The 25,284-nt window shown below is 59.6% G+C and carries 18 protein-coding genes; 7 read left to right on the top strand and 11 right to left on the bottom strand.

All coding sequences use genetic code 11. The features are described from left to right. Nucleotide 1 precedes the first annotated feature (1 nt). Nucleotides 2–1,630: a (2,3-dihydroxybenzoyl)adenylate synthase gene (locus tag QZQ97_RS00290; protein WP_311991755.1), complete on the bottom strand. Its 1,629-nt coding sequence runs from the start codon at nt 1,628–1,630 to the stop codon at nt 2–4. 8 nt (nt 1,631–1,638) lie between these two features. After that, entirely contained in the window at nt 1,639–2,847 is a 1,209-nt protein-coding gene (locus QZQ97_RS00285) for an isochorismate synthase (protein ID WP_311991754.1), read from the bottom strand. Nucleotides 2,848–3,170: 323 nt separating this feature from the next. On the opposite strand from QZQ97_RS00285, the gene fepB reads away from it, so the two are divergent. Further along, nucleotides 3,171–4,130, top strand: coding sequence for a Fe2+-enterobactin ABC transporter substrate-binding protein (gene fepB / locus QZQ97_RS00280; protein ID WP_311991753.1), 960 nt, complete (start codon nt 3,171–3,173; stop codon nt 4,128–4,130). Here fepB and entS read toward each other — a convergent pair. Continuing rightward, a complete protein-coding gene (entS, locus tag QZQ97_RS00275) occupies nt 4,117–5,385 on the bottom strand; it encodes an enterobactin transporter EntS (RefSeq protein WP_311991752.1) in 1,269 nt (422 codons plus the stop codon). The two genes, fepB and entS, sit on opposite strands and share 14 nt — an antisense overlap. Nucleotides 5,386–5,519: 134 nt before the next feature. Between entS and fepD the strand changes: the two genes are divergently transcribed. The 3 genes from fepD to QZQ97_RS00260 are packed head-to-tail and all read left to right on the top strand — an operon-like array spanning nt 5,520 to nt 8,436. Beyond that, complete coding sequence (gene fepD / locus QZQ97_RS00270) at nt 5,520–6,593, top strand: Fe(3+)-siderophore ABC transporter permease (protein WP_311991751.1); 1,074 nt, start codon at nt 5,520–5,522, stop codon at nt 6,591–6,593. Continuing rightward, nucleotides 6,593–7,618, top strand: coding sequence for an iron-enterobactin ABC transporter permease (gene fepG / locus QZQ97_RS00265; protein WP_311991750.1), 1,026 nt, complete (start codon nt 6,593–6,595; stop codon nt 7,616–7,618). The genes fepD and fepG overlap by 1 nt, the downstream gene beginning before the upstream one ends. Beyond that, nucleotides 7,615–8,436, top strand: a complete 822-nt coding sequence (locus QZQ97_RS00260; RefSeq protein WP_311991749.1) for an ATP-binding cassette domain-containing protein — start codon at nt 7,615–7,617, stop codon at nt 8,434–8,436. Before fepG ends, QZQ97_RS00260 begins: the two co-directional genes overlap by 4 nt. Before the next feature lie 85 nt (nt 8,437–8,521). On the opposite strand, the gene QZQ97_RS00255 is transcribed toward QZQ97_RS00260, so the two are convergent. The 3 genes from QZQ97_RS00255 to fes are packed head-to-tail and all read right to left on the bottom strand — an operon-like array spanning nt 8,522 to nt 14,053. After that, nucleotides 8,522–12,466 (bottom strand): enterobactin synthase subunit F, encoded by a 3,945-nt coding sequence (locus tag QZQ97_RS00255; RefSeq protein WP_311991748.1) that lies wholly within the window; start codon nt 12,464–12,466, stop codon nt 8,522–8,524. A gap of 32 nt (nt 12,467–12,498) precedes the next feature. Further along, nucleotides 12,499–12,705 (bottom strand): MbtH family protein, encoded by a 207-nt coding sequence (locus QZQ97_RS00250; RefSeq protein WP_311991747.1) that lies wholly within the window; start codon nt 12,703–12,705, stop codon nt 12,499–12,501. After that, the gene (gene fes / locus QZQ97_RS00245) at nt 12,680–14,053 is read right to left on the bottom strand and encodes an enterochelin esterase (RefSeq protein WP_311991746.1); all 1,374 of its coding nucleotides are present in this window, start codon (nt 14,051–14,053) and stop codon (nt 12,680–12,682) included. The genes QZQ97_RS00250 and fes overlap by 26 nt, the downstream gene beginning before the upstream one ends. Nucleotides 14,054–14,364: 311 nt before the next feature. Between fes and QZQ97_RS00240 the strand changes: the two genes are divergently transcribed. Continuing rightward, entirely contained in the window at nt 14,365–16,644 is a 2,280-nt protein-coding gene (locus QZQ97_RS00240) for a TonB-dependent siderophore receptor (RefSeq protein ID WP_311991745.1), read from the top strand. Nucleotides 16,645–16,691: 47 nt separating this feature from the next. On the opposite strand, the gene QZQ97_RS00235 is transcribed toward QZQ97_RS00240, so the two are convergent. The 3 genes from QZQ97_RS00235 to budA form a co-directional block, all read right to left on the bottom strand. Then, the gene (locus QZQ97_RS00235) at nt 16,692–18,287 is read right to left on the bottom strand and encodes an ABC transporter substrate-binding protein (RefSeq protein ID WP_311991744.1); all 1,596 of its coding nucleotides are present in this window, start codon (nt 18,285–18,287) and stop codon (nt 16,692–16,694) included. 181 nt (nt 18,288–18,468) lie between these two features. After that, on the bottom strand, nt 18,469–20,154 hold the full coding sequence (gene alsS / locus QZQ97_RS00230; RefSeq protein ID WP_311991743.1) for an acetolactate synthase AlsS: 1,686 nt from the start codon (nt 20,152–20,154) through the stop codon (nt 18,469–18,471). 41 nt (nt 20,155–20,195) lie between these two features. Further along, complete coding sequence (budA, locus tag QZQ97_RS00225; protein WP_311991742.1) at nt 20,196–20,975, bottom strand: acetolactate decarboxylase; 780 nt, start codon at nt 20,973–20,975, stop codon at nt 20,196–20,198. A gap of 382 nt (nt 20,976–21,357) precedes the next feature. On the opposite strand from budA, the gene QZQ97_RS00220 reads away from it, so the two are divergent. Beyond that, nucleotides 21,358–22,317, top strand: coding sequence for a LysR family transcriptional regulator (locus QZQ97_RS00220; RefSeq protein WP_311991741.1), 960 nt, complete (start codon nt 21,358–21,360; stop codon nt 22,315–22,317). Here QZQ97_RS00220 and eutC read toward each other — a convergent pair. Both eutC and QZQ97_RS00210 read right to left on the bottom strand, forming a co-directional pair. Beyond that, on the bottom strand, nt 22,296–23,087 hold the full coding sequence (gene eutC / locus QZQ97_RS00215; RefSeq protein ID WP_311991740.1) for an ethanolamine ammonia-lyase subunit EutC: 792 nt from the start codon (nt 23,085–23,087) through the stop codon (nt 22,296–22,298). The two genes, QZQ97_RS00220 and eutC, sit on opposite strands and share 22 nt — an antisense overlap. Beyond that, nucleotides 23,087–24,469: an ethanolamine ammonia-lyase subunit EutB gene (locus QZQ97_RS00210; RefSeq protein ID WP_311991739.1), complete on the bottom strand. Its 1,383-nt coding sequence runs from the start codon at nt 24,467–24,469 to the stop codon at nt 23,087–23,089. Before QZQ97_RS00210 ends, eutC begins: the two co-directional genes overlap by 1 nt. Before the next feature lie 213 nt (nt 24,470–24,682). On the opposite strand from QZQ97_RS00210, the gene QZQ97_RS00205 reads away from it, so the two are divergent. Continuing rightward, nucleotides 24,683–25,231, top strand: coding sequence for a nucleotidyltransferase family protein (locus tag QZQ97_RS00205; RefSeq protein WP_311991738.1), 549 nt, complete (start codon nt 24,683–24,685; stop codon nt 25,229–25,231). Nucleotides 25,232–25,284: the final 53 nt, after the last annotated feature.

The following is a 25,284-nucleotide window of genomic DNA, read 5'->3' as shown; positions in this document are numbered from 1 at the left end:
CTTATTCTCCCTGGGCCTGAGTCAGTGGTTGCGCCTCCAGACGTTGGCGCAACCGTTTTTTATCCACTTTGCCTACCGGGGTGAGCGGCAGCGTATCGACCTGTATAAAGCGGTCCGGCAATTTAAATTCGGCCACGCCCTCTGCACGCAAATGGCGGCGCAGTACCACTGGCTTCAACGCGCTGGTGGCGATAATAAAGGCGCAGCTCTTCTCACCCATCAGTTCATCCGGCATTGAAACCAGTGCCGCATTGATCACCTCCGGGTGGCGCAACAGCAGGTTTTCGATCTCCTCTGCTGCGATCTTCTCCCCACCGCGGTTGATCTGATCTTTCTGACGCCCTTCCACCTTCACATAACCGTCTTCAGTCAGGCTGATCAGGTCCCCGGAACAGTAAAAACCGTCTTTATCAAAGGCGGCGGCGTTATGCTCCGGGCTTCGGTAATAACCGCGGAAGGTGTAAGGGCCACGGGTCATCAGGCGCCCGGTTTGCCCCACCGGCAGCGGGTTACCCTCGTCATCGGCCACCCACAGTTCGTCGTCCGGCGACATCGGGCAGCCCTGAGTAGTCAGTATATGCAGGTCGTCATCGTCCAACCGGGTGTAATTCACCAGGCCTTCCGCCATGCCGAAGACCTGCTGCAGTTGGCAGCCGATCTCCGCCGGAATGCGCGCGGCCAGGGTTTCACTCAGCTTGGCGCCCCCCACCTGCAACAGCTTAAGGCTGGCCAATGGTTGACCACCGCCCCACTCTTCGATTGCCTTCAGCCACAGCGTCACCGCCGGCGGCACCAGCGCCGTCACGTTAATCTGGTGCTGCTCGATCAAACGGAAGCATTGCCCGGCATCCGGATCGCTGGCGAACACCACCAGGCCGGCGCCGCAAAACACGCCGAGCACGCCCGGAGAACTCATTGGGTAGTTATGCGCCACCGGCAGCGCGCACAGGTAGCGGGTATGCGCGTCGAAATGGCAAATTTCCACGCTGCGACGAATGCTGTAGTAGTAATCATTGTGGGTACGCGGGATCAGCTTTGGCGTGCCGGTACTGCCACCGGAAAGCTGGAAGAACGCCACCTGGTCAGCCGGGGTCGGCGCGGCGACAAAATCACCGGCATCCTCTTCCAGCCAGGCCGCCAGCGACTGCTCGCCTTCCGCCTGGCTGCGCAACCCCACTACGCGCAATGACGGATTGTCGGCGCGAAACGCCGTGAGGAATTCGTCGTTGCCGAACAGGCCATGCTGGCGATCGGCAATCAGCAGCGCAGGCTTGATTTGTGCGGCATAAGCCTTGAGTTCGTTGCGTTGATGGCTGAACAGCGCATTCACCGGCACCACGCCAATTTTCAGCAGCGCAAAGAAGGCCACATAGAACTCGACCACGTTGCCCAACTGCACCAGAGCGGTATCGCCACTGTGCAAACCTCGGCGTTGCAGCGCAGCGGCCAGCCGGTCAGAAAGTTGATTAAGCCGGCGATAACTCAGGCTGCATTGCGGGTCGATTAACGCCACGGCGTCATTTTTGGCCTGGCGGGTGATAATGTCGGTCAATGGCCGATCGGTCCAATAACCGCGTTCGCGATAACGACGGGCCAACGCCTCAGGCCAGGGAGTAAAATCAATGCTCATGGGTATGCCTATCCTTGGTTCAGGCCAAACGCCCGCGAAATGGTACTGAGTTTGGTGCCGGTTTCACGCCATTCGGATTCCGGCGAAGAGTCTTGTACGATGCCGGCGCCGGCAAACAGCCGCACCTGATTGCCCTGCACGGTGCCGCAACGAATGGTCACGACCCACTCGCCGTTGCCTTCGGCATCACACCAGCCGACAATGCCGCCGAACAGGCCGCGATCAAAGGGTTCAAGCTGCTTGATCACCTGATGCGCAAGCCGGGTTGGCGTGCCGCACAATGCCGGAGTCGGGTGCAACAGGCAGGCCAGCGAAAGCGCATTTTCCGCCCGGCTGGCGGCTTCGCCATCAATAGGCGTAGACAGGTGCCACAACGTGGTGGTGCTCAATAATTCAGGGGATGACGGGATGTTCAAGTGGCGACAGCGGTCGGCCAATACCTGGCGCATGCCTTCGGTGACGAACTTGTGCTCATAAAGGTCTTTGTCCGACACCAATAGCTGTTGGCTGATTTCACGGTCCCGCTGCGGATCGGCATCGCGGCGGGCAGAGCCGGCCAGCGGATTGGAATGGAACTGCGCGCCGGATTTGCGCAACAGCAATTCCGGACTGGCGCCCACCAGCGCCCCCTGCTCCAGCGGTACGTGGAAGTGGAAACCGTTAGGGTTCTGGGCGATGATACGCGCCATCAGCGCCTGGCGATCAACAGGTTCGCGGGTTTCAATCTCCAGCAGGCGCGACAGCACCACTTTATCCAACCGGTCGCCACGGGTAGCCTGCACCGCATCGGCAACCATCTGCATGAAGGGCTGCTGGGCAGGCACTTCGGTTTGCCGGGTAATTTCCGGCAAGGTATCCTGCGGCGACGTTACGCCGGCCAAAAAGGCATCGCGCTCAAACCACTGAGTTTGCTGGGGAATAAACAACGCGGAAGGTTGATGAGTATCAAAAGGAATGGCGCCACAGAGTACCGGGTTCTTCACCCCGGCCAGTTTCGCTTCGGCGAAAGCGTGCCGTACTTCTCGCTGGAACTCCCCATTCACCTGGTCCCCGCCCACTGCGGGCAGCGTGATTTTGGCGAAGCAGCCTTGCGTACTCAGGCTACGGAAAGGAGAGGTAAAGAAGAAGCCCGAGGTGGGCGAAACGTCTGCAGTATTCAGTTCGCTCTCCTTGCTTTGCGGTTTCTTTTGGCCGGCACCCTTTACAGTCACGCTCATCGGTACTCCATTTCTCTTCGTGAATGATAACAAACATAATAATGATTATCATTTATGTTTGACCGCGTTAAAGTACCCTTGGAAATTTGCCATGTCAATAATTGTAAACAGCTCTTCTCCTCTTCATCGTGGTAGAAAATCAGCGACATAACTGCATATATCCTATGGCTTTCAAGTTGCAGCTAGGCGGCCAGCTCAGGAGTCCCCAGGCGCTTACTTAAGTAAGTAACTGGGGGGAGTGAGCGCAGCCAACAACGCTGCAGCTTGAAAGACGACGGGTATAAATGATAAGTATTACTATTTAAAACCTAAGGACTTTCTTTATGAAGAAGAACCTGATCTTCGGCCTGGCGCTGTTCGGGCTAGCGGCAATCAGCGCCGTTCACGCCGCCGATGCCGGCTGGCCGCGTAACATTGAAACCTCACGCGGCGTGATCACCCTCAAACAGCCTCCTGCCCGCATCGTTTCTACCAGCGTTACCGTCACCGGCACCCTGCTGGCCATCGACGCACCGGTCGTCGCCAGTGGGGCAACCACGCCCGGCAGCCGTCTGGCGGACAAACAGGGATTCTTCCGTCAATGGAGTGACATCGCCGCGCAGCGCGGCGTTAAACGCCTGTACATCGGCGAACCCAATGCGGAAGCTATCGCCGGTGTTGCGCCCGATCTGATTATCATCTCGGCCACCGGCGCCGATTCCGCCCTGCGCCTGTACGATCAGCTCTCTGCCATCGCCCCGGTGCTGGTGGTCAATTACGACGACAAAAGCTGGCAAGAACTGGCCGCAGAACTGGGCCAGGCCACCGGGCATGAAGCCCAGGCGCATAAGGTCATTGGCGATTTCGATGCGCGTGAAAAAGCGCTGAAACAGCGCATGACGCTGCCTGAACAGCCGGTCTCCGCGCTGGTGTTCGGTTCTGACGGCAAAACTGCCAATCTGTGGACCGCCGACTCATCTCAGGGGCAAATGCTTAAACAGCTCGGTTTCACCCTGGCGGTACCGCCCGCCAAATTGAACAACAGCCGCAGCATGGGCGTGCGTAAGGACATTATTCAATTGAGCGGTGAAAACCTGGCGGAAGGCCTGAACGGCCAGACGCTGATGCTGTTCGCCAACGGCGACGCCGACGCGCAACGCCTGCTGGCCAATCCTTTTCTCGCTCATCTGCCGGCAGTGCAGCACAAACGGGTTTACGCGCTGGGCAACGATACCTTCCGGCTGGATTATTACAGCGCCGGCAACTTGCTGACGCTGTTGGAAAAACAGTTTATTTCTCGCTAGTCTCACTGGCGGGCTGGAGCCTTTCTTCCTGCCCGCCGCTGCCCACCTGGCGCAAACCGCGCATGGCGAAAGCCAGCACCACACCAAGCACCGCCACCCCAAAACCAAAGCTGGTCGATGTCATCGCCGGCAGCATAAATGCCCCCATCGCCCCCAGCAGTAACGCCCCCAGCGCATCGCCCACGACGTTTTGCGCCGTCCACAGGCCATTGATGCGCCCCAGGAAGGCGTCCGGCGTCAGGTTCTGAATCAGCCCGTATTGCAGCAACGAGTTCACCGCGCTCAGATAACCAAAAATTACCAGGAAAAACAGCGCCAAACCGTACCACGGCATCAGACCGAACAAACCAATGGCAACGAACGCACCTATCGCCGTCGTCAGCATCATCCAGCCCGGCCGCGCTACGTGAGCGACCCGGCCGCTGGTGAACGCGCCAATCGCCGCGCCGAGCGGAACTGCGGAATACATAAAGCCCAATTGCGCAGCGCTGACGTGCCACATTCCGGACATCGCCGGATATAACACCCGCACCGCGCTGGCCATGGTCAGCAGCGCGCCTATCAGCGCCACCATGCCGATCACCCGGTTGCGGAACAGGAAACCGAAACCGCCGGCCAATGCGCGCAGCGGGTGTTCACGCGGTTGTGGCGGTGGCGGCAACTGCGGCAGGCGCAGCAAGGGGATCAATGTCAATAAAGTGCCCAACGCTGCCAGGCCGTAGTTCCACATCACGCCCGAGTGAGCGATCACCAGGCCCCCTATCGCCGGCGACAGGATCGAGCCAAAACGCACCGTCAGCATACTGATGGCACCGGCCTGGACGATATTTTCACGCCCCACCAACGCCGGCGTGGCGGCCAATAGCGCCGTAACCCCAACCGCACCGAAGAAACCGTCCCACACGGCCAGCAAATAAATCGCCGTCAACGAAGGGGCCGGCAAGGCGGCATTCAGGCACAGACCGATAAAGCCAATGCCGCAGGTGGAGCGAGCAAACAGAATCAAGCGGCGGCGCTCATAGCGATCGGCCAATACGCCCCCCATCAGCAAACCGGCAAACATACCGCTGCCCGCCAGCGTCACGGACAGCCCGACCAACAGGGTCGACCCGGTCAATGCCTGGATCTGGACCGGGATCGCAATAGCCATCAATCCCAGCGCTAAAATGGAAATAAAACGCGCGCAAAATACGGCACGAAACGCACCATTGGTCTTAAGCAGGCCAAAATCAAGCAAAATAGAGGGCTTACTCATCAGCTTTCTCACCACAACGTAGGAAAAGGGGCAGCGTCTGTGCTGCAATAGCGAAGGGAGTCATGGTAACATAGATGAAAGCAATCAATAATGATAATAAATATCATTTATATTCAATCAAATAATGGATTGTTATGTTACGGATTACACGCAATTGCACACCGTCCATTCCGACCCCCAGGAATCGCCTAATTAGCGGCACTCCCCACTCATTTCGTCGCAAACTATGTGGTCTGCTGGTTGCCGTTTGCGCCCTGTTGGCAGTCATGCTGCTCAGCCTGTCGCTCGGCGCCAAGTCCATTCCTTTTGACACGGTTATCCAGGCGCTGAACGGTCAATGCCGCGGGGCAGACTGCACTATCATTACCGAAGCCAGGCTGCCGCGTACGCTTGTGGGCGTCTTGGCCGGTATTGCGCTGGGTTTGTCCGGCGTATTGATGCAAACCCTCACCCGCAATCCACTGGCCGACCCAGGCATTCTCGGCGTGAACGCCGGGGCGGGATTTGCCGTAGTGCTGGGCATCACCTTCTTTGGTGCCGCCGAGGTTAGCCAATACCTGTGGTTCGCCTTTGCCGGGGCGATGTTCGCTGCACTGCTGGTCGCGTTGATCGGCGCGCTGGGCGGCAGCAGCCTGAATCCGGTCCGCCTGACGTTGGCCGGTGTCGCGCTGGCTGCGGTGCTGGAGGGAATGACCTCGGGAATTTCTCTGCTGAATCCGCTGGTATTCGATCAACTACGGTTTTGGCAGGCCGGTTCGCTGGATATTCAAAATATGCAGGTGGTGCGCACCGTCACCCTACCGATCCTGCTGGGCACGCTAATTACACTGTGGATGAGCAAATCGCTTAACAGCCTGAGCATGGGCAACGAATTGGCCACTGCGCTGGGCACCGGTATCGTCCGCACCCAATTGCTGGGCCTGCTGGCGATTACCCTGCTGTGCGGCGGCGCCACCGCCGCCGTCGGCCCGATTGCCTTCGTCGGTCTGATGATGCCGCACATTGCCCGGCGTTTGGCGGGCTCCGAGCTGCACTGGATGCTGCCGTGGACGCTGGTCTTGACCCCCATCCTGCTGCTGAGCGCCGATCTGATTGGCCGCTTCCTGGTGGCCGGCGAGCTGCGCGTTTCCATCGTGACCGCGCTGATTGGCGCACCGCTGCTGATCATGCTGGTGCGCCAACGCCATATGTTCAGGAGGCAACGCTAATGTCGATTCTGGCTACCCGTCTGATGACCGATCAAAAATTACGTGCCCTGTCGCGGCCGGCGCTGACCGCGTCGATGCTGGCGCTTGCCTGCGGGGTACTGGCGATTTACGCCCTCGGTTCCGGTTCCCTTTCGCTTAGCGCCACGCAGGTGATCGACGCTCTCCTGGGCAAAGGCCCGGCAAACCTGACGGTGATAGTGACCCAGTGGCGTCTGCCACGCGTCACTATGGCGTTGCTGTTGGGCGCAGCGCTCGGGATCAGCGGCGCCATTTTCCAGTCGCTGCTGCGCAACCCGCTCGGCAGCCCGGACGTGATCGGCTTCAATACCGGAGCCTACAGCGGCGTATTGGTCGCCATAGTGCTGTTTAATGGCGGCGTTGTCGGCATCACCTCCGGGGCGCTGGCCGGTGGCCTGCTGACCGCCGCGCTGGTTTATCTGCTGGCGTGGCGCAACGGCGTAGAGTCTTTCCGTTTGATTATCGTCGGCATCGCCGTGCGCGCCCTGCTGGTGGCCGGCAATACCTGGCTTATCATCAGCGCCTCGCTGGAATCCGCCATGACCGCCGGGCTGTGGAGCGCCGGGTCTCTTAACGGCATAAGCTGGGCGAAAAGCCTGCCGGTGCTGGCGGTGATCGCACTGTGCTGCCTGCTGTTGCTGACGCTGTCACGCCGCATGCGGCTGCTGGAAATGGGAGACGACATCGCCTGCGCGCTCGGTGTGCCGGTGGAACGTTCGCGTGTGCTGTTGCTGCTTATCGGCGTAACTCTGACCGCTGCCGCCACCGCCGTGGCCGGGCCGATCTCCTTTATTGCGCTGGTGGCCCCCCAGATTGCCCGACGCCTGTGCGCCAACCGCAGCGTCCTGTTGCTGACCGCCCTGACCGGCGCGCTGTTGCTGCTGATCGCCGATGTCGCCGCCCAGCGCCTGTTTATGCCTTATCAATTGCCGGTAGGCGTACTGACCGTCAGCCTCGGCGGCATTTATCTGATTTGGCTGTTAATCCGTGAGTCACGAAAAAAATGAATGCTGAACCCCTGCTGCCCGCGCCGCTGCGCGCTGAACACCTGACGCTAAGTTATGACAAGAAAATCGTAGCGAACGATCTTTCCGTCTCCATCCCACAAGGCGAACTGACGGTAATCATCGGGCCGAACGCCTGCGGTAAATCTACCCTGCTGCGCACCCTTAGCCGCCTGATGCAACCGCAAGCCGGTACGGTCTGGCTGAACGGCAAGCACATCAGCGAATACGCCACCAAAGAGGTGGCGCGCCAGTTAGGCCTGCTGCCGCAAAGTTCGACCGCTCCCGGCGACATCACCGTGTTTGATCTGGTCGCCCGCGGGCGCTACCCGCATCAGCGCCTGTTCAGCCGCTGGCGCGAGGAAGACCAGCAAGCGGTGGAGCAGGCAATGCGCTCCACCGGCGTGTTTGAACTGGCCGAACAGCCGGTGGATACGCTTTCCGGTGGGCAGCGTCAGCGGGTCTGGATTGCGATGGTGCTGGCGCAGCAAACGCCGCTGCTGCTGCTGGATGAGCCAACCACCTGGCTGGACATTAGCCATCAGATCGACCTGCTGGAGTTGATGCGTCAGTTAAACCGCGAAAACGGCCACACGCTGGTGGTGGTGCTGCACGATCTCAACCACGCCTGCCGTTACGCCACCCATCTGATCGCCATGCGCGGCGGCAAAGTCGTGGCCGAAGGTGCGCCGAAGGATATCGTGACGCCTGCGTTGATCGAAGAAGTGTACGGCCTGCGCTGCATGATCATTGACGATCCGGTCTCGCACACGCCGTTGGTCGTGCCGCTGGGGAAATCACAGGGAAGTGATTCCCAATAGATTTGAACGCGGCGCGCTGCAGTCCTAAAAGAACAAGGCCCATGAATGGGCCTTGTCAACGCTACAGCTTGAAAGACGACGGGTATTACAGCGCTCTTAGAATGCGGTTCAACAACGGCCCCAATACCTTGAACGACGTCGGTGACACGATATCCACATGAGCGCAGTCCAGTTCATGAACCTGCAGCGCGTCCACATATTGCGACCAGGTCTGCTGCACGTCCATCCCTTCCTGCAACGTCTGACGCGCGACAAACAGCGTCGCCTGCCCGCTGAAATTCGCAGTATGAGTCGCGGAAAGCAAACGCACCGAGTCGGCGTAGTTGGCTTCGATATTATCGAACATCGCCACGCGAGTTTCGCCCAGAGCCGGATCCAGCGCATCTTCAGATACCGCCAGGAACTGCTGGCGTTCGCGCTGCACTTCTTTCAGTACATTGTCATCCAGCATCACGTCCCAGTTTTGCGTTTCCGGCGGATAGGTATCCAGCAAGCCGAGGAAGGCCACCTCTTCGCCCCGCGCCTGTAGCCGGGCGGCGATACCCTGCGCCAGCGTGCCACCCAGCGAATAACCGATAAAGTGGTAAGGACCCTCTGGCTGGACCTGCAATACCGTCGCCAGATGCGCCTCGCAAACCTGATCCATATTCTCGCTGAGCGCCAACGGGCCATTCGGACGTGGCGACTGAATGCCCACCAGTGACCAATGTTGATCGATATAACGCGGCAGCACGCTGAATTGCCAAGAGAATCCGGAAGCCGGATGCAGGCAGAACAACGTCGGGCCATCAGTGGTACGCAGCGGCAATACGCTGTCGAAACCGGTTTGGTCTGCTTCTTCCTGCGTGCGCTCTTGCGTTAGCAGTTGCGCCAGCTGCTCCACCCGGGAAGCGACCATCACCTGCCCTACCGAAACCGCCTTGCCCAACTCGCGCCGCAGCTCCGCCGCCAGCCGCATGGCCAGCAGCGAGTGGCCGCCGAGAGCGAAGAAATCATCGTCGGCAAATACGGTTTCGCGTTGCAGCAAGCGCGCGAACACCGCAGCGATCGCCGTCTCCAGCCCGGGTTCAGGTTCACGACCCTCAGCCCTGACGCCGTTTTGCGGCTGCGGCAGCGCTTTGCGATCCAGCTTGCCGTTAGCGCTCAGCGGCAGAGAATCCATCTCGACCAGCGCCACCGGCACCATGTGCGGCGGCAGGCGATCGCCCAACGCGGCACGCAGGCCGTCGAGATCCAGGCGCACGCCGGGCTGGGCCACCAGGTAGCCCACCAGTTGGCGGGCATCGCCGCCGCCAGGGTCGGTTGGCGTATTGTCCAGCACCAGCGCATGAGTCACCGCCTGCTTAATGCCCGGCAGCGACAGCAACGCATGGTCTATTTCGCTAAGTTCAATGCGCTGACCACGAATTTTTAGCTGATCGTCGCTACGGCCGAGGTATTCCACTTCCCCCCCCGGCAGCCAGCGCGCAACGTCGCCGGTACGATACATCCGCCCGCCGTTGCCTTCCGGATCGGCCACAAAACGGCTGGCGGTCAGTTCCGGCCGGCCAAGATAACCCTGCGCCAACTGCACACCGGTAAGATACAAATCGCCGGCCACGCCTGGCGGCACCGGCCGCAGACGCCCATCCAGGATGCGCAGCCCGGTATTCCACACCGGCAGGCCGATAGGTACATTGGCACCGGTGACTGCCGCCAGCGCCTCGCCCCAGGCCGGGTGCCAGCTGACATCCACCGCCGCTTCGGTCGGGCCGTACAGGTTATGCAAGGGTACGCCGGTGCGGCTTTGCCACAGGCGGCACAGCTCAGCCGGCAGCGCTTCGCCGCTGCAGAACACCTGCCGCAACGGCGCACAGCAGGCCACCGCCGGCGGATTGTCCAGCGCGCCGACAAAGGCCGCCAGCATCGAAGGTACGAAATGCAGCGTGGTAACCCGATGCTGGTCAATCAACGCCAACAGCTGTTGCGGATCGCGGTGCGCTTCCGGCGGCGCCATCACCAACTGGGCCCCCACCATCAACGGCCAGAAAAACTCCCACACCGAGACGTCAAAGCTGCATGGCGTTTTCTGCAGCACCACATCGTTCGCCGCCAGTGGATACTGATGCTGCATCCACAGCAAACGGTTGACGATCGCCTGATGCCCCACCAGCACGCCTTTCGGCCGCCCGGTAGAACCGGAAGTAAAGATGATGTAAGCCGGATGATGCGGCGTTGGCCCGTTGAGCTCCACCTCTGCCGCGCAGTCGGCGGCCAGAGGCGCATCAAACAGCAGGATCTCTCCCTTGCCGGCAAAACGCGCCTGCTGGGTAGGTTCGGTGATGATCAGTCGCGGTGCGGCATCTTCCAGCATCATACCGAGACGTTCGTCAGGGTAGCCGGTGTCCAGCGGCAAGTAGGCGGCCCCCGCCTCGACAATCGCCATCAGCGCCAGCGACAGAAACACCGAGCGCGGCAGCGCAACGGCAACGATATCGCCGGGCCGTACACCCTGTACCGTCAGTTGTCGCGCCAGTGCGGTGACCTGTTCGCGGGTTTCGCGATAGCTGAACCGGTATTGCGCGTCCGCCAGCGCCGGGGCGTCCGGGGTTTTCTGCGCCTGTTCGGCCAGCAGGCCACTGAGGGTTTGCGCCGCCACCGGATGAGCGGTGTCGTTAACCCGGGTCAGCAATTGGCGGTCCTGTTCGGTCAGCAAATCGGCTTCGCCAATCGGCATTTGCGGCTGGGCGGCAAACTGACGCAGCAACAGCGGCAGGCGCTGTAAATGCGCCGCCAGCTCATCGCGCTGATAACGTTCGGCATTGGCCAGCAGATCCACCTTCAGCGTGCCGGCCTCGTCGAGATACAGCGCGATCTCCAGATCCCGTACCGGCCCCGACGCCAGCTCGTGAGTAATGCCTTCGATACCGCCGAAATCCAGCTGGAAATCGAACATTTTAAAGTTGAAAACGGTGCCGTACAGCGGCTGGGCATCGCCAATCCGCCCCAAATCACGCTGGATCTGTTCGGCCTCGTAACGCTGATGACGACGGACGGTTTTCAATTCACGACCGATACCGCCGGCGATCTCGCACAGCGTGGCCTGGGGATCGAGGTGCATTTCGATCGGTAATACGTTGATCACCGGTCCGTTGGCGCACAGCGCAGCAGAGCCGGTGCGGCGCATAAAGATAAAACCGGCGCTGAAGCTGCCGTGGCCGCTCAGGCGAGACACCCACAGCGCCACCAGCGCCAACGCCATATCCGCCACGCTGAACTGCTGCCGGCTGGCGCTCACCAGTTGGGCAAAATCCTGGCGATCGCACAGCTGCGATAACCGGTGGATGCGGGTGGTTGGCGTCTGTCCGGCCAGCGGCTGAGGGCAAAGCGTCGCCGGCGCCGGCAGTTGCTGCGCCTTGTTCAGCCAAAAAGCGGCGTCACGCTGGCAGGTTGCCGACTGCTGGTAGCGCTGATATTCCGCCACCACCTCGCTGAACGGGGTAAACGGCGTAGAATCGGGCTGTTCATTGTTCAGTATGCGGCTGTAAATATGGGCGATTCTGCGGGCAATGGCGGTAAAACTGAAGCCATCGACCAGAATATGGTGATAACGCTGATACCAGAACCAACGCCGGTCCGACAGGCGGATCAGCATATGGCGGTACAGTGCATTGCCGCTGCCGATGCGCAAATCACCGGACATATCCAGCTGCATGAGTGCACACGCCGCCGCAGCGGCATCGGGAGACTCACTGAGATCAATGTATTCCACCGGCAGGATCGCCAGTTCGGCGTCATGCCACTGTATCGGCACCCCGTCCCGCTCTTCAAAGCGGAGCTTGAGCGTGTCGACTTCGGACACCCCCTGCGCAATCGCCTGCAACAGCAGCGCTTCGTTCAGTGGGCCGCTGAGCTCGATATAGTGGGAAACCGCGTAGGCATTTGCGTACGGCGAGATTTGATCGGCAACCCAGATGCCAGGTTGCGCGGCGACCAGCGGCAATTCAGTGGCAGACTGCTCTTCGGTCGGTAATAAAATAGGGTCTGACAAGGGACTGACTCCTGTTAACGGTAATGGCGCCATCACGCCTTACGCAGTGATGCGGGCCGCATATCCTGCCAATGCTGTTCCAGCCAGCTCACGCACAGCGAGCGTGCCGCCGGGCCGAAAACCGGCGTCCACCCCGCCGGTACTGCGCTGAAATCAGGCCACAGGCTGTATTGCTGCTCATCGTTTTGCAGAATCAGGCAAACTTGGTGCTCATCATCGAACGGGTTCTGAGTTTCCATCACGGACTCCTTCGGCTTTGAAAGTTAGCTTGGCGAATGGCGCAGCGGACTGATCCGCCCATAACGCCTGAAGCCCGTCGATCAACCCACCGCGCCAGCACAGGGAGTCGTGCCCGCCTTCCACCACCCGGTATTGCACCTGATGGCCGGCATCACGCAACACATCCGCCATCCGGTCATTCACCCTGTGCGCCACCTGTTCGTGGGTGCCGGCTTCCATAAACACCTTCAATCCGCCCTTGCGGCCAACGCCCTGTTCGGCCTGTTGCAGCAACCAACCGGCATCGGCCGGCACGGCAGATTGTTGATACATGTCGCGACGCGGCCACCAGAAAGAGCCGGACTGAGCAATCACGCCGCCAAAACGCTGCGGCCAGTGGAGGCCGGCATACAGCGAGGACAGCCCGCCGAAGCTCTGGCCACACACCAGCGTGCTTGCAGGGTTGCCGTTATGCGGTGCCCATTCAGCCAATTGCGGCAGCAGTTCTTCCTGCACCGCCAGCCAAAAATCTTCATTGCAGGCCAACTCATGCGCACGCTGTTTTTGATCGATGGCGTCAATCAACAGATAAACCGCCTCCGGCAGTTTGCCCTCACGAGTCAGTTGCATCAGCGGATCCCAGACCGGCATATTGTTCGACCAGAACTGGCCGTCCAGCAGCAGGGCCAGCGGCCGCTGCGCCGGGTTGCTGTCGCCGGTGGTGTAAACCCAAACGTTACGGGTATTGCCCAGCCGCGCACTGTGCCAGCTGTGGCGTTGCAGCCTGGCCGGCGGAGCCGGGGTACAGCGCCCGCAGGCCGACGCATAGCGATCGAAATCCTGCCAGGCCGGCTGCGGCAGCGCCGCCGGCATATGCAGGCCGGACAGGACGTTGCCGTTGGCACCGGGCCAGGATCGATAAGGGTTAAGCAGGTCATGGGTGGCGCTGGCAAACACCTGATGCCACCAGTGACGGACCGAATGCATATTGGCATGCGCATCGTTATCACTGAGCGTCAGTGGCCGATCGTCCATGCAGGGTATAAAGCAGTAACTGCCGCGCCAGTCGGCGCTCAGCTCGGTTTGCCAATACCAGACGTCGGTACCTTCCAGCCGTTGCAAGCTCTGCGGTGGCGACGCCTGATGATGATCGGTGAGGCAGTTGATGTGGATCCAGACGCGTTGATAGGCTGAAGTGAGCTCACATCCCTGAGGATCGCGCCATAAAAATGTGACCTTCCCTCGCCCATCGTCTTGCAGCTCCACCAGTGGCGTGCCGCGTTTGGCGATATTCAACCACCATCCATGACGCCCGGCGTGCTTGCTCGATAATAATCTGCTGCTTTCTGACTCGGATTTTGTTTTCAAAACGCCTATTCACTTTTAGCTGGCAGCTTCAAGAACGCCGGCACATTCGCGGCGCGAGGCGCTGCCTAAAAACGGTAAACCGAATACTATTGATAATTATTTGCGTTTGCAATAGTGTGTTAAGGCTCGTAAACAGAGCAGGTATTCTTCAACAGGGACGGATACCGCTTTTTAGCGCTGAATCCAATGCCGTTGCGTCTCGGCCGATTGGGTTTCTATTTCCGAAAACAAAAAACTACAACCGCCTTTCTTATAGCCGGAGAGCTACCGCTTCGGTGCCCCGGGAAAGGCAGCAAGGTAGGAATACTCACATGAATCACAAACTCTCACGTTATTCCTTAGCCACACTCATCGGGTTAGGGTTAGGCGCGTCCGCCTTTGCGCACGCCGCACAGCAAACTGATACCACCGCAGAAACCGATACCGCCGCCAAAAGCAAAAAAGAAGCCGCCGAGGACACCATTGTCGTCACCGCAGCCAGGCAGAACCTGCAAGCGCCGGGGGTGTCCACCATCACCGCCGACGAAATCAAAAAACGCCCTCCGGCGCGCGATATCAGCGAACTGATCCGCACCATGCCCGGCGTTAACCTGACCGGCAACTCCACCAGCGGCCAGCGCGGCAACAATCGCCAGATCGATATTCGCGGCATGGGCCCGGAAAATACCCTGATTCTGATCGACGGCATCCCGGCCAGCAGCCGCAACTCGGTGCGCCAGGGTTGGCGCGGCGAACGTGACACCCGCGGCGATACCGCCTGGGTGCCGCCAGAGATGATCGAACGCATCGAAGTGCTGCGCGGCCCCGCGGCTGCACGCTATGGCAACGGCGCCGCCGGCGGTGTGGTCAATATCATCACTAAAAAGAGCACCAAAGATTTGCACGGCTCGCTGAATACCTATTTCAACGTGCCGCAGCATAAGCAGGAAGGCTCCACCAAACGCACAGATTTCAGCCTGTCCGGGCCGCTGAACGACCAATTGAGCTTCCGCCTGTTCGGCGGCTACAGCAAAACGCAGGCAGATGCCTGGGATATTAACGAATCGCACAAATCCGAACGCGTAGGTGCTTATGCCAGCAGCATTCCCTCTGGGCGCGAAGGGGTGGTCGACAAAAACATCGACGCCCTGCTGCACTGGGATTTCGCTCACTTGCAGTCGCTGGAGTTTGAATATTCCTACGGTCGCCAGGGCAACCTGTACGCAGGCGACACGCAGAACACCAACACCAACGCGCTGGTGCAAAGCAACTACGGCGAAGAGACCAACCGCATCTACCGCGAAACCTTCGGCCTGAACCATCGCGGCGCCTGGGACAACGGAGTCAGCACCAACAATTACATTCGGTTCGAGCGCACGCGTAATACGCGTCTGAACGAAGGTTTGGCCGGCGGCACCGAAGGTATTTTCGACACGAAAAATGAAGGCTTCGGCACCACCAAACTGGACGATTTTCTGGCGCACAGCGAAGTCAGCGTGCCGTTTGAATTGGGCGTCACGCAAACCGCCACTCTGGGCACCGAGTGGAACCAGCAGCGCATGAAGGATGGCACGTCAACCAGCCAAACGTTGATGGGCGGAACCATCCCAGGTACAGAGACCGGTACCCGCAGCCCTTACGCTTCGGCGAATATCTTCTCGCTGTTCGCCGAAGACAATATCGAGCTGACCGACAGCACTATGCTGACGCCTGGCCTGCGTTACGACTTGCACTCCGAAGCGGGCAACAACTGGAGTCCGGCGTTGAACCTGTCGCAGGAATTGGGCGACAACTTTACGCTGAAAATGGGCATCGCCCGCGCCTATAAAGCGCCGACGCTGTTCCAGACCAACCAAAACTATTTGCTGTACAGCAAGGGGCAAGGTTGTGCGGCCAGCGATACCAAAAATGGCTGCTACCTGCTCGGCAACGACGACCTGAAGGCGGAAAACAGCATCAATAAAGAGATCGGGCTGGAGTTCCATAATGAAGGCTGGCTGGCCGGGGTGACCTACTTCCGCAACGATTACCGCAACAAGATCGAAGCGGGCAACAGCAAAATCGCCACCAGCAGCACGGGTACGGCGGTTTATCAGTGGGAGAATGTGCCGAAAGCGGTCGTTCAGGGCCTGGAAGGTACACTGAACGTACCGGTCAGCGAGAGCATTTCCTGGAGCAACAACGCCACCTACATGATCGAGAACAAGAACAAGAGCACCGGCGATTATCTGTCGGTGATCCCTAAATTCACGATCAACTCGACGCTGAGCTGGCAGGCGACCCAGGAACTGTCAATGCAATCGACCCTGACCTGGTATGGCCGTCAGAAGCCGAAGAAGTACAATTATCAGGGTAAACCGGCGACCGGCAGCGAAACCCGCGAGGTCAGCCCTTACGCCATCGTCGGTGCCAGCGCGACCTATGACGTCACCAAAAACGTCAGCGTCACCGCCGGTATCGACAACCTGTTCGACAAACGCCAGTTCCGTGCCGGCAACGCGCAAAACGTTGGCGATCCCAACACCGGTGCCATCAACATCGCCGGAGCGGGTGCTGCAACCTACAACGAACCGGGCCGCACTTATTATATGAGCATCAACACGCATTTCTGATAGGTGTTGAGAAAGACCGGGGGCTGCCGCGCAGCCCCCTTTTTTTATTATTTCTCCAGCGATACCTGTTTGAAGATGTGCTTGCCGAACGGGTCGATCTCGTAGCCTTTCACTTCCTTGCGCACCGGTTCAAAAATGGTCGAGTGGGCAATCATCAACGCCGGCATCTGTTCATGCATCATCACCTGCGCCTGCTCATACATCGCCACCCGTTTGGCGTGATCGTTCTCTTCACGCGCCTGCAGGATCAGCTTATCAAACGGCGGATAGCACCATTTGGCCGAGTTTGAACCGCCGTTGGCCGAAACGCAGGTAAACAACGGGCCGAAGAAGTTATCCGGATCGCCGTTGGCGGTAGTCCACCCTACCAACGCGGTCTGGTGTTCGCCATTTTTGAGCCGCTGCAAGTACTCGCCCCACTCGAAAGTGACAATTTTAGCCTTCACGCCAATCTTCGCCCAATCGGACTGGATCATCTCCGCCATGCGTTTGGCGTTAGGGTTGTAAGGCCGCTGCACCGGCATCGCCCACAGGTCAATCGCAAAACCCTGGCCCAAACCGGCTTCCTGCAGCAGTTGCCTGGCTTTCTCCGGCGCATACGGGTAATCCTCAATCTTGTCGTTGCTGCCCCACTGGGTCGGCGGCAGCAGGTTCTTCGCCTGTTGGCCCGCGCCGTGGAACACCGCTTCGATAATCGCCGGTTTATTCACCGCCATCGCCAGCGCCTGGCGCACCTTGACGTTATCCAGCGGTTTTTTCCGGGTATTAAACGCCAGGAAGCCGATATTCAACCCGGATTTCTCCATCACCCGAATGTTCGGGTCCTGCCGCATCCTCGCCAAATCCGCCGGGTTGGGGAATGGCATCACCTGGCATTCATTTTTTTGCAGTTTGGCATAGCGCACCGCGGCGTCCGGGGTTATCGAGAACACCAGGCGGTCAATCTCAGGCTTGCCCTCCCAGTAGTGGTCGAACGCTTTGTAGAGGATCTTCGCGTCTTTTTGATACTGCACCAGTTGGAACGGCCCGGTACCGATCGGATCGTTATCCACCCGCTGCGGCGTGCCGGCCTTCAGCATCGCATCGGCATATTCCGCCGATAAAATGGTGGCGAAATACATGCCGAGATCGGCCACGAACGGCGCTTCGGCGCGCGAAAGCTCGAAGCGCACTGTGTTGTCGTCCACTTTGACAATCTTGTCGATCAGCGTGCCGAACTCCATGGATTCGAAGTTGGTGTAAGCGCCGTTGGAGACCTTGTGATACGGATTATTGGCGTCTTTTTGCCGCATGAAGGAGAAGATCACGTCGTCGGCGTTGAAATCGCGGGTTGGCGTAAAATACTTGTTACTCTGGAATTTCACGCCCTTGCGCAGATGGAAAGTATACTGCTTGCCGTCCTCGCTCACTTCCCAGCGTTCCGCCAGGCTGGGTTGCAGCTCGACGGTGCCGGTTTTGAAATCCACCAGCCGGTTGTAAATCGTCGCAGAACTGGCGTCTACGGTAGGGCCCGAGGTGAACAGCTGCGGGTTGAACCCTTCAGGCGAGCTTTCGGAACAATAAACCAGCGTACTGGCGCATGCGCCGCCCATCGTCGCCAGAGCCAACAATCCCAGCGTCATTGTTATCGCTTTTCTTTTCATCCTGCCATCCCCAGTGGTTATACCCGTCGCCTGGCCGTAACTCGACATGCATAGGGTAGAGAAAACGGACCCGACGGATACCAATAAATCATGCAGTTAGGGTTGTAAAGCACAAATTTCGAGCATAAAAAACGGGGTGCGCCGCAAAGGCCGCTCCCCGTGGTTAACCGACATAATGAAATTAAATCATCTGGCTGAAGTTCATCTGCGCCATCAGTTTGTAGTTGTCGGCATAGTCGACCGGGATCGCCACCACCACCGGCCCCTCAATGTCCATCGCTTTGCGCAGCATCGGCCGCAGGTCTTCTACCGACTGCACGGCAAACCCCACCGCGCCGCAGGATTCCGCATAGGCTTTAAAATCGATCGGGCCAAATTCCACGCCGGATTTGCGGCGGTACTTACTCACCTCCTGCATTTCCACCATGTTGTAGGCGTTATCCACCCAAATCACGTGCACGATGTTATTTTTCAGCCGCACCGCGGTTTCCAGCTCCATGCTCGACTGCATGAAACCGCCGTCGCCGGAGATCGATACCACTTTGTCCCCCGGGCGCACCAGCGCCGCGCCAATCGCCCACGGCAGCGCTACCCCCATGGTCTGCTGGCCGTTGGAGATCAGCAGTTGTCTTGCACGGAAGCTATAGAGATAGCGCGCGATCCAGATGTGAAAACTGCCCATATCCACGCACAGCGTTACGTCGTCGCTGACGATATCCTGCAGCTCTTTCACGATACGCAGCGGATGGATCGGCATGCCCCCACGGCGTGCGGCGCGTTCGGCCAACTCGGTGCGTTGCCGCCCGAGATCGCTGAGGATCAGCTCAACGTCTGCCGGCACGCTCACCACACCGCCGAAGGCTTCGGTCATCATGTCGAGGGTCGCGCTGATATTGCCCACCAGCTCCACGTCCGGGCGGTAACAGGTATCTATATCCGCCGGCAGCACGTCGATATGCACCAGCTTCAGTCTGCCCTGGCTGTTCCACATGCAGGGATCGTATTCGATCGGGCCGTAGCCGACGCTGACCACCAGATCGGCTTTCTGCAACAGTTGATCGGCCGGCTGGTTGTTGAACAACCCGACGCGGCCGGCAAACCGGGCGAAATGATTAACGTCGATCACCCCCGCCGCCTGATAGGTCCCCACCACCGGCATATGGGTGCGGTGCAGCAAATGACGCACCGCCTCGCTGTTTTCCGGGCGGCTGGCCTGCAAGCCAAGCAGCAGCACCGGGCACTTCGCCTGCTGGATCAATGTTACCGCCGTGCGAATGTCATCGGCGGCGGCAGCCCCCATGCGTGGCAGGCGGCAACCCGCCAGCACCGGCGCACTGACCGGCTCATTAACGATATCCATCGGTAAACTGATGAACGACGCCCCAGGCCGGCCGAACTCGGCATGGCGGAAGGCATTGGCGATCACTTCGGAAATCGCCACGCCGGCATGCACTTCGGCGCAATATTTGGTCACCGGCCGGAACATGCTGACGGTATCCATGCTCTGGTGGGTCTGTTTGAGGTTATCGGCGCGCTTCACCGCCCCGCCAATCGCCACCACCGCATCCCCTTCCGAGGTGGCGGTCGCCAGCCCGGTGATCAGGTTGGAACTGCCTGGCCCGGAGGTAACCAGCGCTACCCCCGCCTTGCCGGTCAGCCGCCCCACCGCCGCCGCCATAAACGCCGCGTTGGCCTCGTGCCGCACCACCACCGTTTCTATCGACGGCGCGTCTTCCAGCGAATCGAATACCCGGTCGATTTTCGCCCCCGGAATGCCGAACACGTATTTGACGCCTTGCGCTTCCAGATTTTTCACCACTAAATCTGCGCCGCAGGCCCAGTTATTGTCTGTTTTTGCCTTGTTCATGGAACACACCTCCTGAAAATATACCAACGGCTGTCGCGGAATTAACCCTCGGCAGAACGAATCGCGCGGTCCAAATCCTCTGGGCAGAGGTCGGCGCGCAGAAAATCCGCATCATGCGGCAATTGAAGATTGAGACGGGTGATCACGCCAAATTGCAGGCGCCCCTGGTCGAGCTGGTAATCCAGCACGTGGCCGCCGCCGCTGCGATCGTCGGTAACAAAGTGTTCGTGATAGCCGGCTACGCCGATTCCCTGCATATAGTCCGGCGAGCGGAAGCCAACCAGGGTTCCCTGCCGCTTGAGAAAGGCAAAGGTCGGTTGCTCCTCGATTGCCTCCAGCATCGGGCGATAGGGCCGCTCCTGACGCGGCACGGTGCGGGTTTCCACATGGCTGAATACACCGTCGACGCGCACCGCGCAGAACAGGTTCGGCGAAGCCACCTGCTCATCGATGCACTGATGCAACTGCGCTTTGGTAATAGGACGATCGAAGCTTTGGGTAACGCTCGGTTGGAAAAAGGTGACAACGGCAAAGGGGGTTTTCTGATCATGGCTGGCCGGCCGAGCGCTGCCGTCGGCGCGCAACTGATGAATTTCATCATCAAAGGCGATCAATTCGCCATCAAGGTGGTTGAAAGTGCCCAGGCCAAAGTTGCCGTGCCGCAGCAAGTCGGCAATGGTCACTTCGCCTTCGTAAACGCCACTGATTAACGCGCTCATCAGCGAGATTTGATAGATTTCACCCTCCCCGGCACTCACCGACTGCCTGGTGAAACCCTGCACCAAATGGTGCGCACAGGAACAACCCTGTTTTTCGTTCATTACGTACTCCTCCACCAGCACGGTGCGAAATGCCCCCGCGCGTTCAAAAATGCTCACCTGAAAAGTAAGCAAAGATGTCGCCGGCGACGCGTTCAGGTGGAACGATTCAGCCAGCGGCGACAAAAAAACCGGCACGGCAGGCCGGCGACGCCCAACCTCAACAACGGTTTAGATTCACTAATCATTGTTGGCAGGCACGGCGTCAAATTGAACGTTTACTCTGGTATTGAAGCAGCAATCACTGTCGCAGGCGCATGGCGGTGCCTGGGAGAATGGGGTTGTTTTAAGGTCTAAAATCCGCTGGATTTATCTGTTTTTCTCTTTGCGGCGGGATCCCGATTCGCTCTTGGCGTCCGTAAGCCCCAAAAAAAGAGTAACCGCAATGCGATGGGCAGAGAACCCGGTATTCATAAGAAACGCTTTTGCATATAATGCAAAGATGAATGACGCCCGCTATGTTGAACACCTGCCGATATTTCTCGAAGTGGCCCTGTTGGGCAGCTTCTCTGCCGTCGCCCGCAAGCTGGGCATGGTGCCCTCTTCGCTGGTTCGCCACATCGACGCACTGGAAAGCGCCCTGGGCACCACGCTGTTTATCCGCTCGACGCGCGGCCTGATGCTGACGGATGCCGGGGAAATGCTGAAGGCGCGGGCGGCGGCGCTGCTGTCGGACATCACCGACATCCGCGCCGAACTGGCCTCGCTAAGTGATATGCCGCAGGGAACGTTGCGCGTCAGTTGCCTGCCGACCTTTGGCAAAACCTACATCCTGCCGCTGTTACCGACACTGGCTGAACGCTATCCGCAGCTGTTTGTTGACCTGGACCTGACGGAACGCCAGACCGATCCGACGCAGGAGTTATTGGACGCCGCCATCCGCATCGGCGAACAGAAAGACAGCGGGCTGTATGCCACCCGAATAGCCACTCAGCGTTGGGTCATGTGCGCCAGCCCCGGCTATATCGCCCGCTACGGACGCCCTGATGACCTGAACGCGCTGCCGGAACATCGGTTGATCGCCCGGTATAATAAACAGCAGCCGGCCTGCTGGACGCAAATCCTCAGCGGACAACTGCTGAACCGTTGCCGTATGGTACTGCGCTGCAATGACTTTACCGCCCAGCGCCAGGCGGCGCTGCTTGGAATGGGGATCACCTTTTTACCCAACTGGGTGGTTGGCCCGGATATCCAGGCCGGTAGCCTGCAGCAAGTGCTGGAGGACCCGCGCCAGGAACAGCAGGGCATCTACCTGCTGCGGCCGGTGGCCAAGATCTCCGCCCGCTTAAACGTCTTCGCCACCCTGCTGCAGCAAAGTATCGGTCAGCCCCCCAGTTGGGAATGAAGCGGCAATACCCGGCCATACAGCGCCGGGTTATCGCTTTCGTCTTTCAGTTCAACCCCGGTCAGACCCCGCTGGAACGCCTGTTCCAGCAACCACGCCAGCTTGAACGCCGCCTGCGGGTAATCCAACCCTTCCGGACGAACGTTGGAGATACAGTTACGCTCCGACTCGCGCCGCCGGGTGTTCGGCCCCCAGGTGAGGTAAATGCCCAGGCTGTCCGGCGACGACAGCCCCGGTCGCTCGCCAATCAATATCGCCACCGCTTTTGCCCGCAGACACTCGCCGATATCATCCCCCAGCGCTACCCGCGACTGATGCGCCAGCACCACGGGCGCTACGGAAAGCCCCAACAGATCGAGATAAGGCCGCAGCGCCTGCAACAAGGGTAACGCCTGACGGTGCACCGCCTTGGAGGACAGACCGTCCGCCACCACCAGCAGCAGATCGGCCGCCTTGTCCGGCAGGCCCAACAACAGACTGCGGCTGTCCGCCGCCAACCGCCGCCCCAGATCCGGCCGGCTCAGGTAGGCGGTGCGGTCAACGGCCTGGCTGTGCACTGTCAGCGTTTGCCAGCCACTCTCCTGCAACGCCCCGGCCAGCGTATCGCTGTCGAACGGCTGGTGTACCGCATCGCGCGCCTGCGCATGCGCCAGACCGAATTTGAGCAGCTCCCCGGTGGGCAGGCTGGCGCCGGTACGACCCAAAGCGATGCGCGCATCGGTAAAGGCGCGCAGCGCATCCCAGCTGTTGACGTGAACCGGTTTGTTCATCAACTCTCTCCCTGCAGCGCCAGCAACAACGGATGGTTGGAGGCCGTATCGCGCAACCGCCCCAGGTCGTCGGTTATGTGCATTTTCACCAACCAGTCGGCAAACTCCGGTGCGTGTTTGAGCCCCAGCAGTTCGCGGATATACAACGCGTCGTGGAAAGAGGTGCTCTGATAATTGAGCATGATGTCATCCGCTCCCGGCACGCCAATCAGAAAGGTTAATCCGGCGGTGGCCAACAGTGTCAGCAAAGTGTCCATGTCATCCTGATCCGCCTCCGCATGATTGGTGTAACACACGTCGCACCCCAACGGCAGGCCGAGCAGCTTGCCGCAGAAGTGATCCTCCAGCCCGGCGCGAATAATCTGTTTACCGTCATACAGATACTCCGGGCCGATAAACCCGACCACGGTATTGATCAACAACGGAGAGAAATGGCGCGCCACCGCATAAGCACGCGCCTCGCAGGTTTGCTGATCGACGCCGTGATGCGCATTGGCCGACAGACAGCTGCCCTGCCCGGTTTCGAAATACATCACATTATTGCCCAGCGTGCCGCGATTGAGGCTCAACGCCGCCTGCTGCGCCTCCGCCAGCAGCGCCAGATTAATGCCGAAGCCGCTGTTGGCGGCCTCTGTGCCGGCGATCGACTGGAACACCAGATCCACCGGCGCACCGCGTTCCATCAGCCGCAGCGTGTTGGTGACGTGCGTCAGCACGCAGGACTGTGTGGGAATGGCGAAACGCTGGATCACGTCATCCAGCATGTAATTGAGCTTTTCCAGCAGCGGCAGGCTGTCGCTGGCCGGGTTGATGCCGACCACCGCGTCGCCGCTGCCGTACAGCAGGCCGTCGAGCATGCTGGCGGCGATGCCCTGCAGGCTGTCGGTCGGATGATTAGGCTGCAACCGCACGCTGATGCGGCCTGGCAGGCCGAGAGTATTGCGAAATCGCGTCACCACCCGGCACTTTTTCGCCACCAGGATCAGATCCTGATTGCGCATAAGCTTGCTCACCGCTGCCGCCATTTCTGGCGTGATCCCGGCGGCGACCTGCGCCAGCATTGCGCTGTCCGCCTGCTCGCTCAGCAACCAGTCACGGAAATCCCCCACCGTCAGGTGGGAGATCGGCGCGAAGGCCACGGCATCATGGCTGTCGATAATCAGCCGCGTGACCTCGTCCTCTTCGTAAGGCACCAGCAACTGCTGCAAAAACGTTTTCAGCGGTACCTCCGCCAGCGCAATGCGCGCCGCCATGCGTTCCTCCGCGCTCTCCGCCGCCACCTCCGCCAGATAGTCGCCGGAACGGGCCGGTGACGCCTTTGCCATCAGTTGGCGTAAATCATTGAAACGGTAGCTGCGCCGGCTAAGCGTTGCCTGATACATAGCGCCCCCTGTTTTGCCCGAAGTGATCATCTGAAGCTGCAAACCCTGTACCAAGTGTAGTCAGTCGACAGATGAATTTATTTTTTACCGAAAATCATGGAGTTAATGCCGTTTACCGCCAGACTCCGGGCAGCGTGAGCCTGCACTAAAATCATGCATTGCATTCCGCCGGCAAGCACTTCGGGTTACAGTAGCCGCAGCAAAGGAGAGGTAATGAACCGGCAACAGCAAATTATCCAGTGGTTACAGCAAGATAACGAAAGAATGACGGCATTGCGTACCGCACGGCGGCTCGGTCTGAATGACTGGTGCCTGGGGGCAGGATTTGTGCGCAATCTGGTGTGGGACCGGCTCCAGGGTTATGCCTCCCCGACACCGCTCAACGACATCGACGTGATTCATTTCGATCCTCAACGTGCGGATGCGGAACGCGATCGGATGCTGGAAGCGCGGCTGCAACAGTGGCTGCCGCAGCCGTGGTCGGTGAAAAATCAGGCCCGCATGCACCTGCGCAGCGGACGGACTCCCTACCTCAACAGCGAGGATGCCATCAGCTTTTGGACCGAGCTTGAAACGGCGGTCGGCGCACGTCTGAACGCCGATGACAGCATCCAGCTGATAGCGCCTTTCGGCCTGGAACGGTTGTTCGATGGCACCATTACCTTCAATGCCAAAAACGGCGATGTCCAGGCATTCGAGCAACGGGTGGCCGACAAAGGCTGGCTGCAGCGCTGGCCGCGGCTACGGCAAGTTCGCGGGTAAAGTTTTACCCGCCGCTGCCGATACCCTGAGCAACATCAAGACTCAGGGAGAGC

It is taken from the genome of Serratia sp. root2 (assembly GCF_031931805.1).
In the GTDB taxonomy this organism is placed as follows: Bacteria; Pseudomonadota; Gammaproteobacteria; order Enterobacterales; family Enterobacteriaceae; genus Serratia; species Serratia inhibens.
This window is presented reverse-complemented; position numbering and strand designations above follow the sequence as displayed.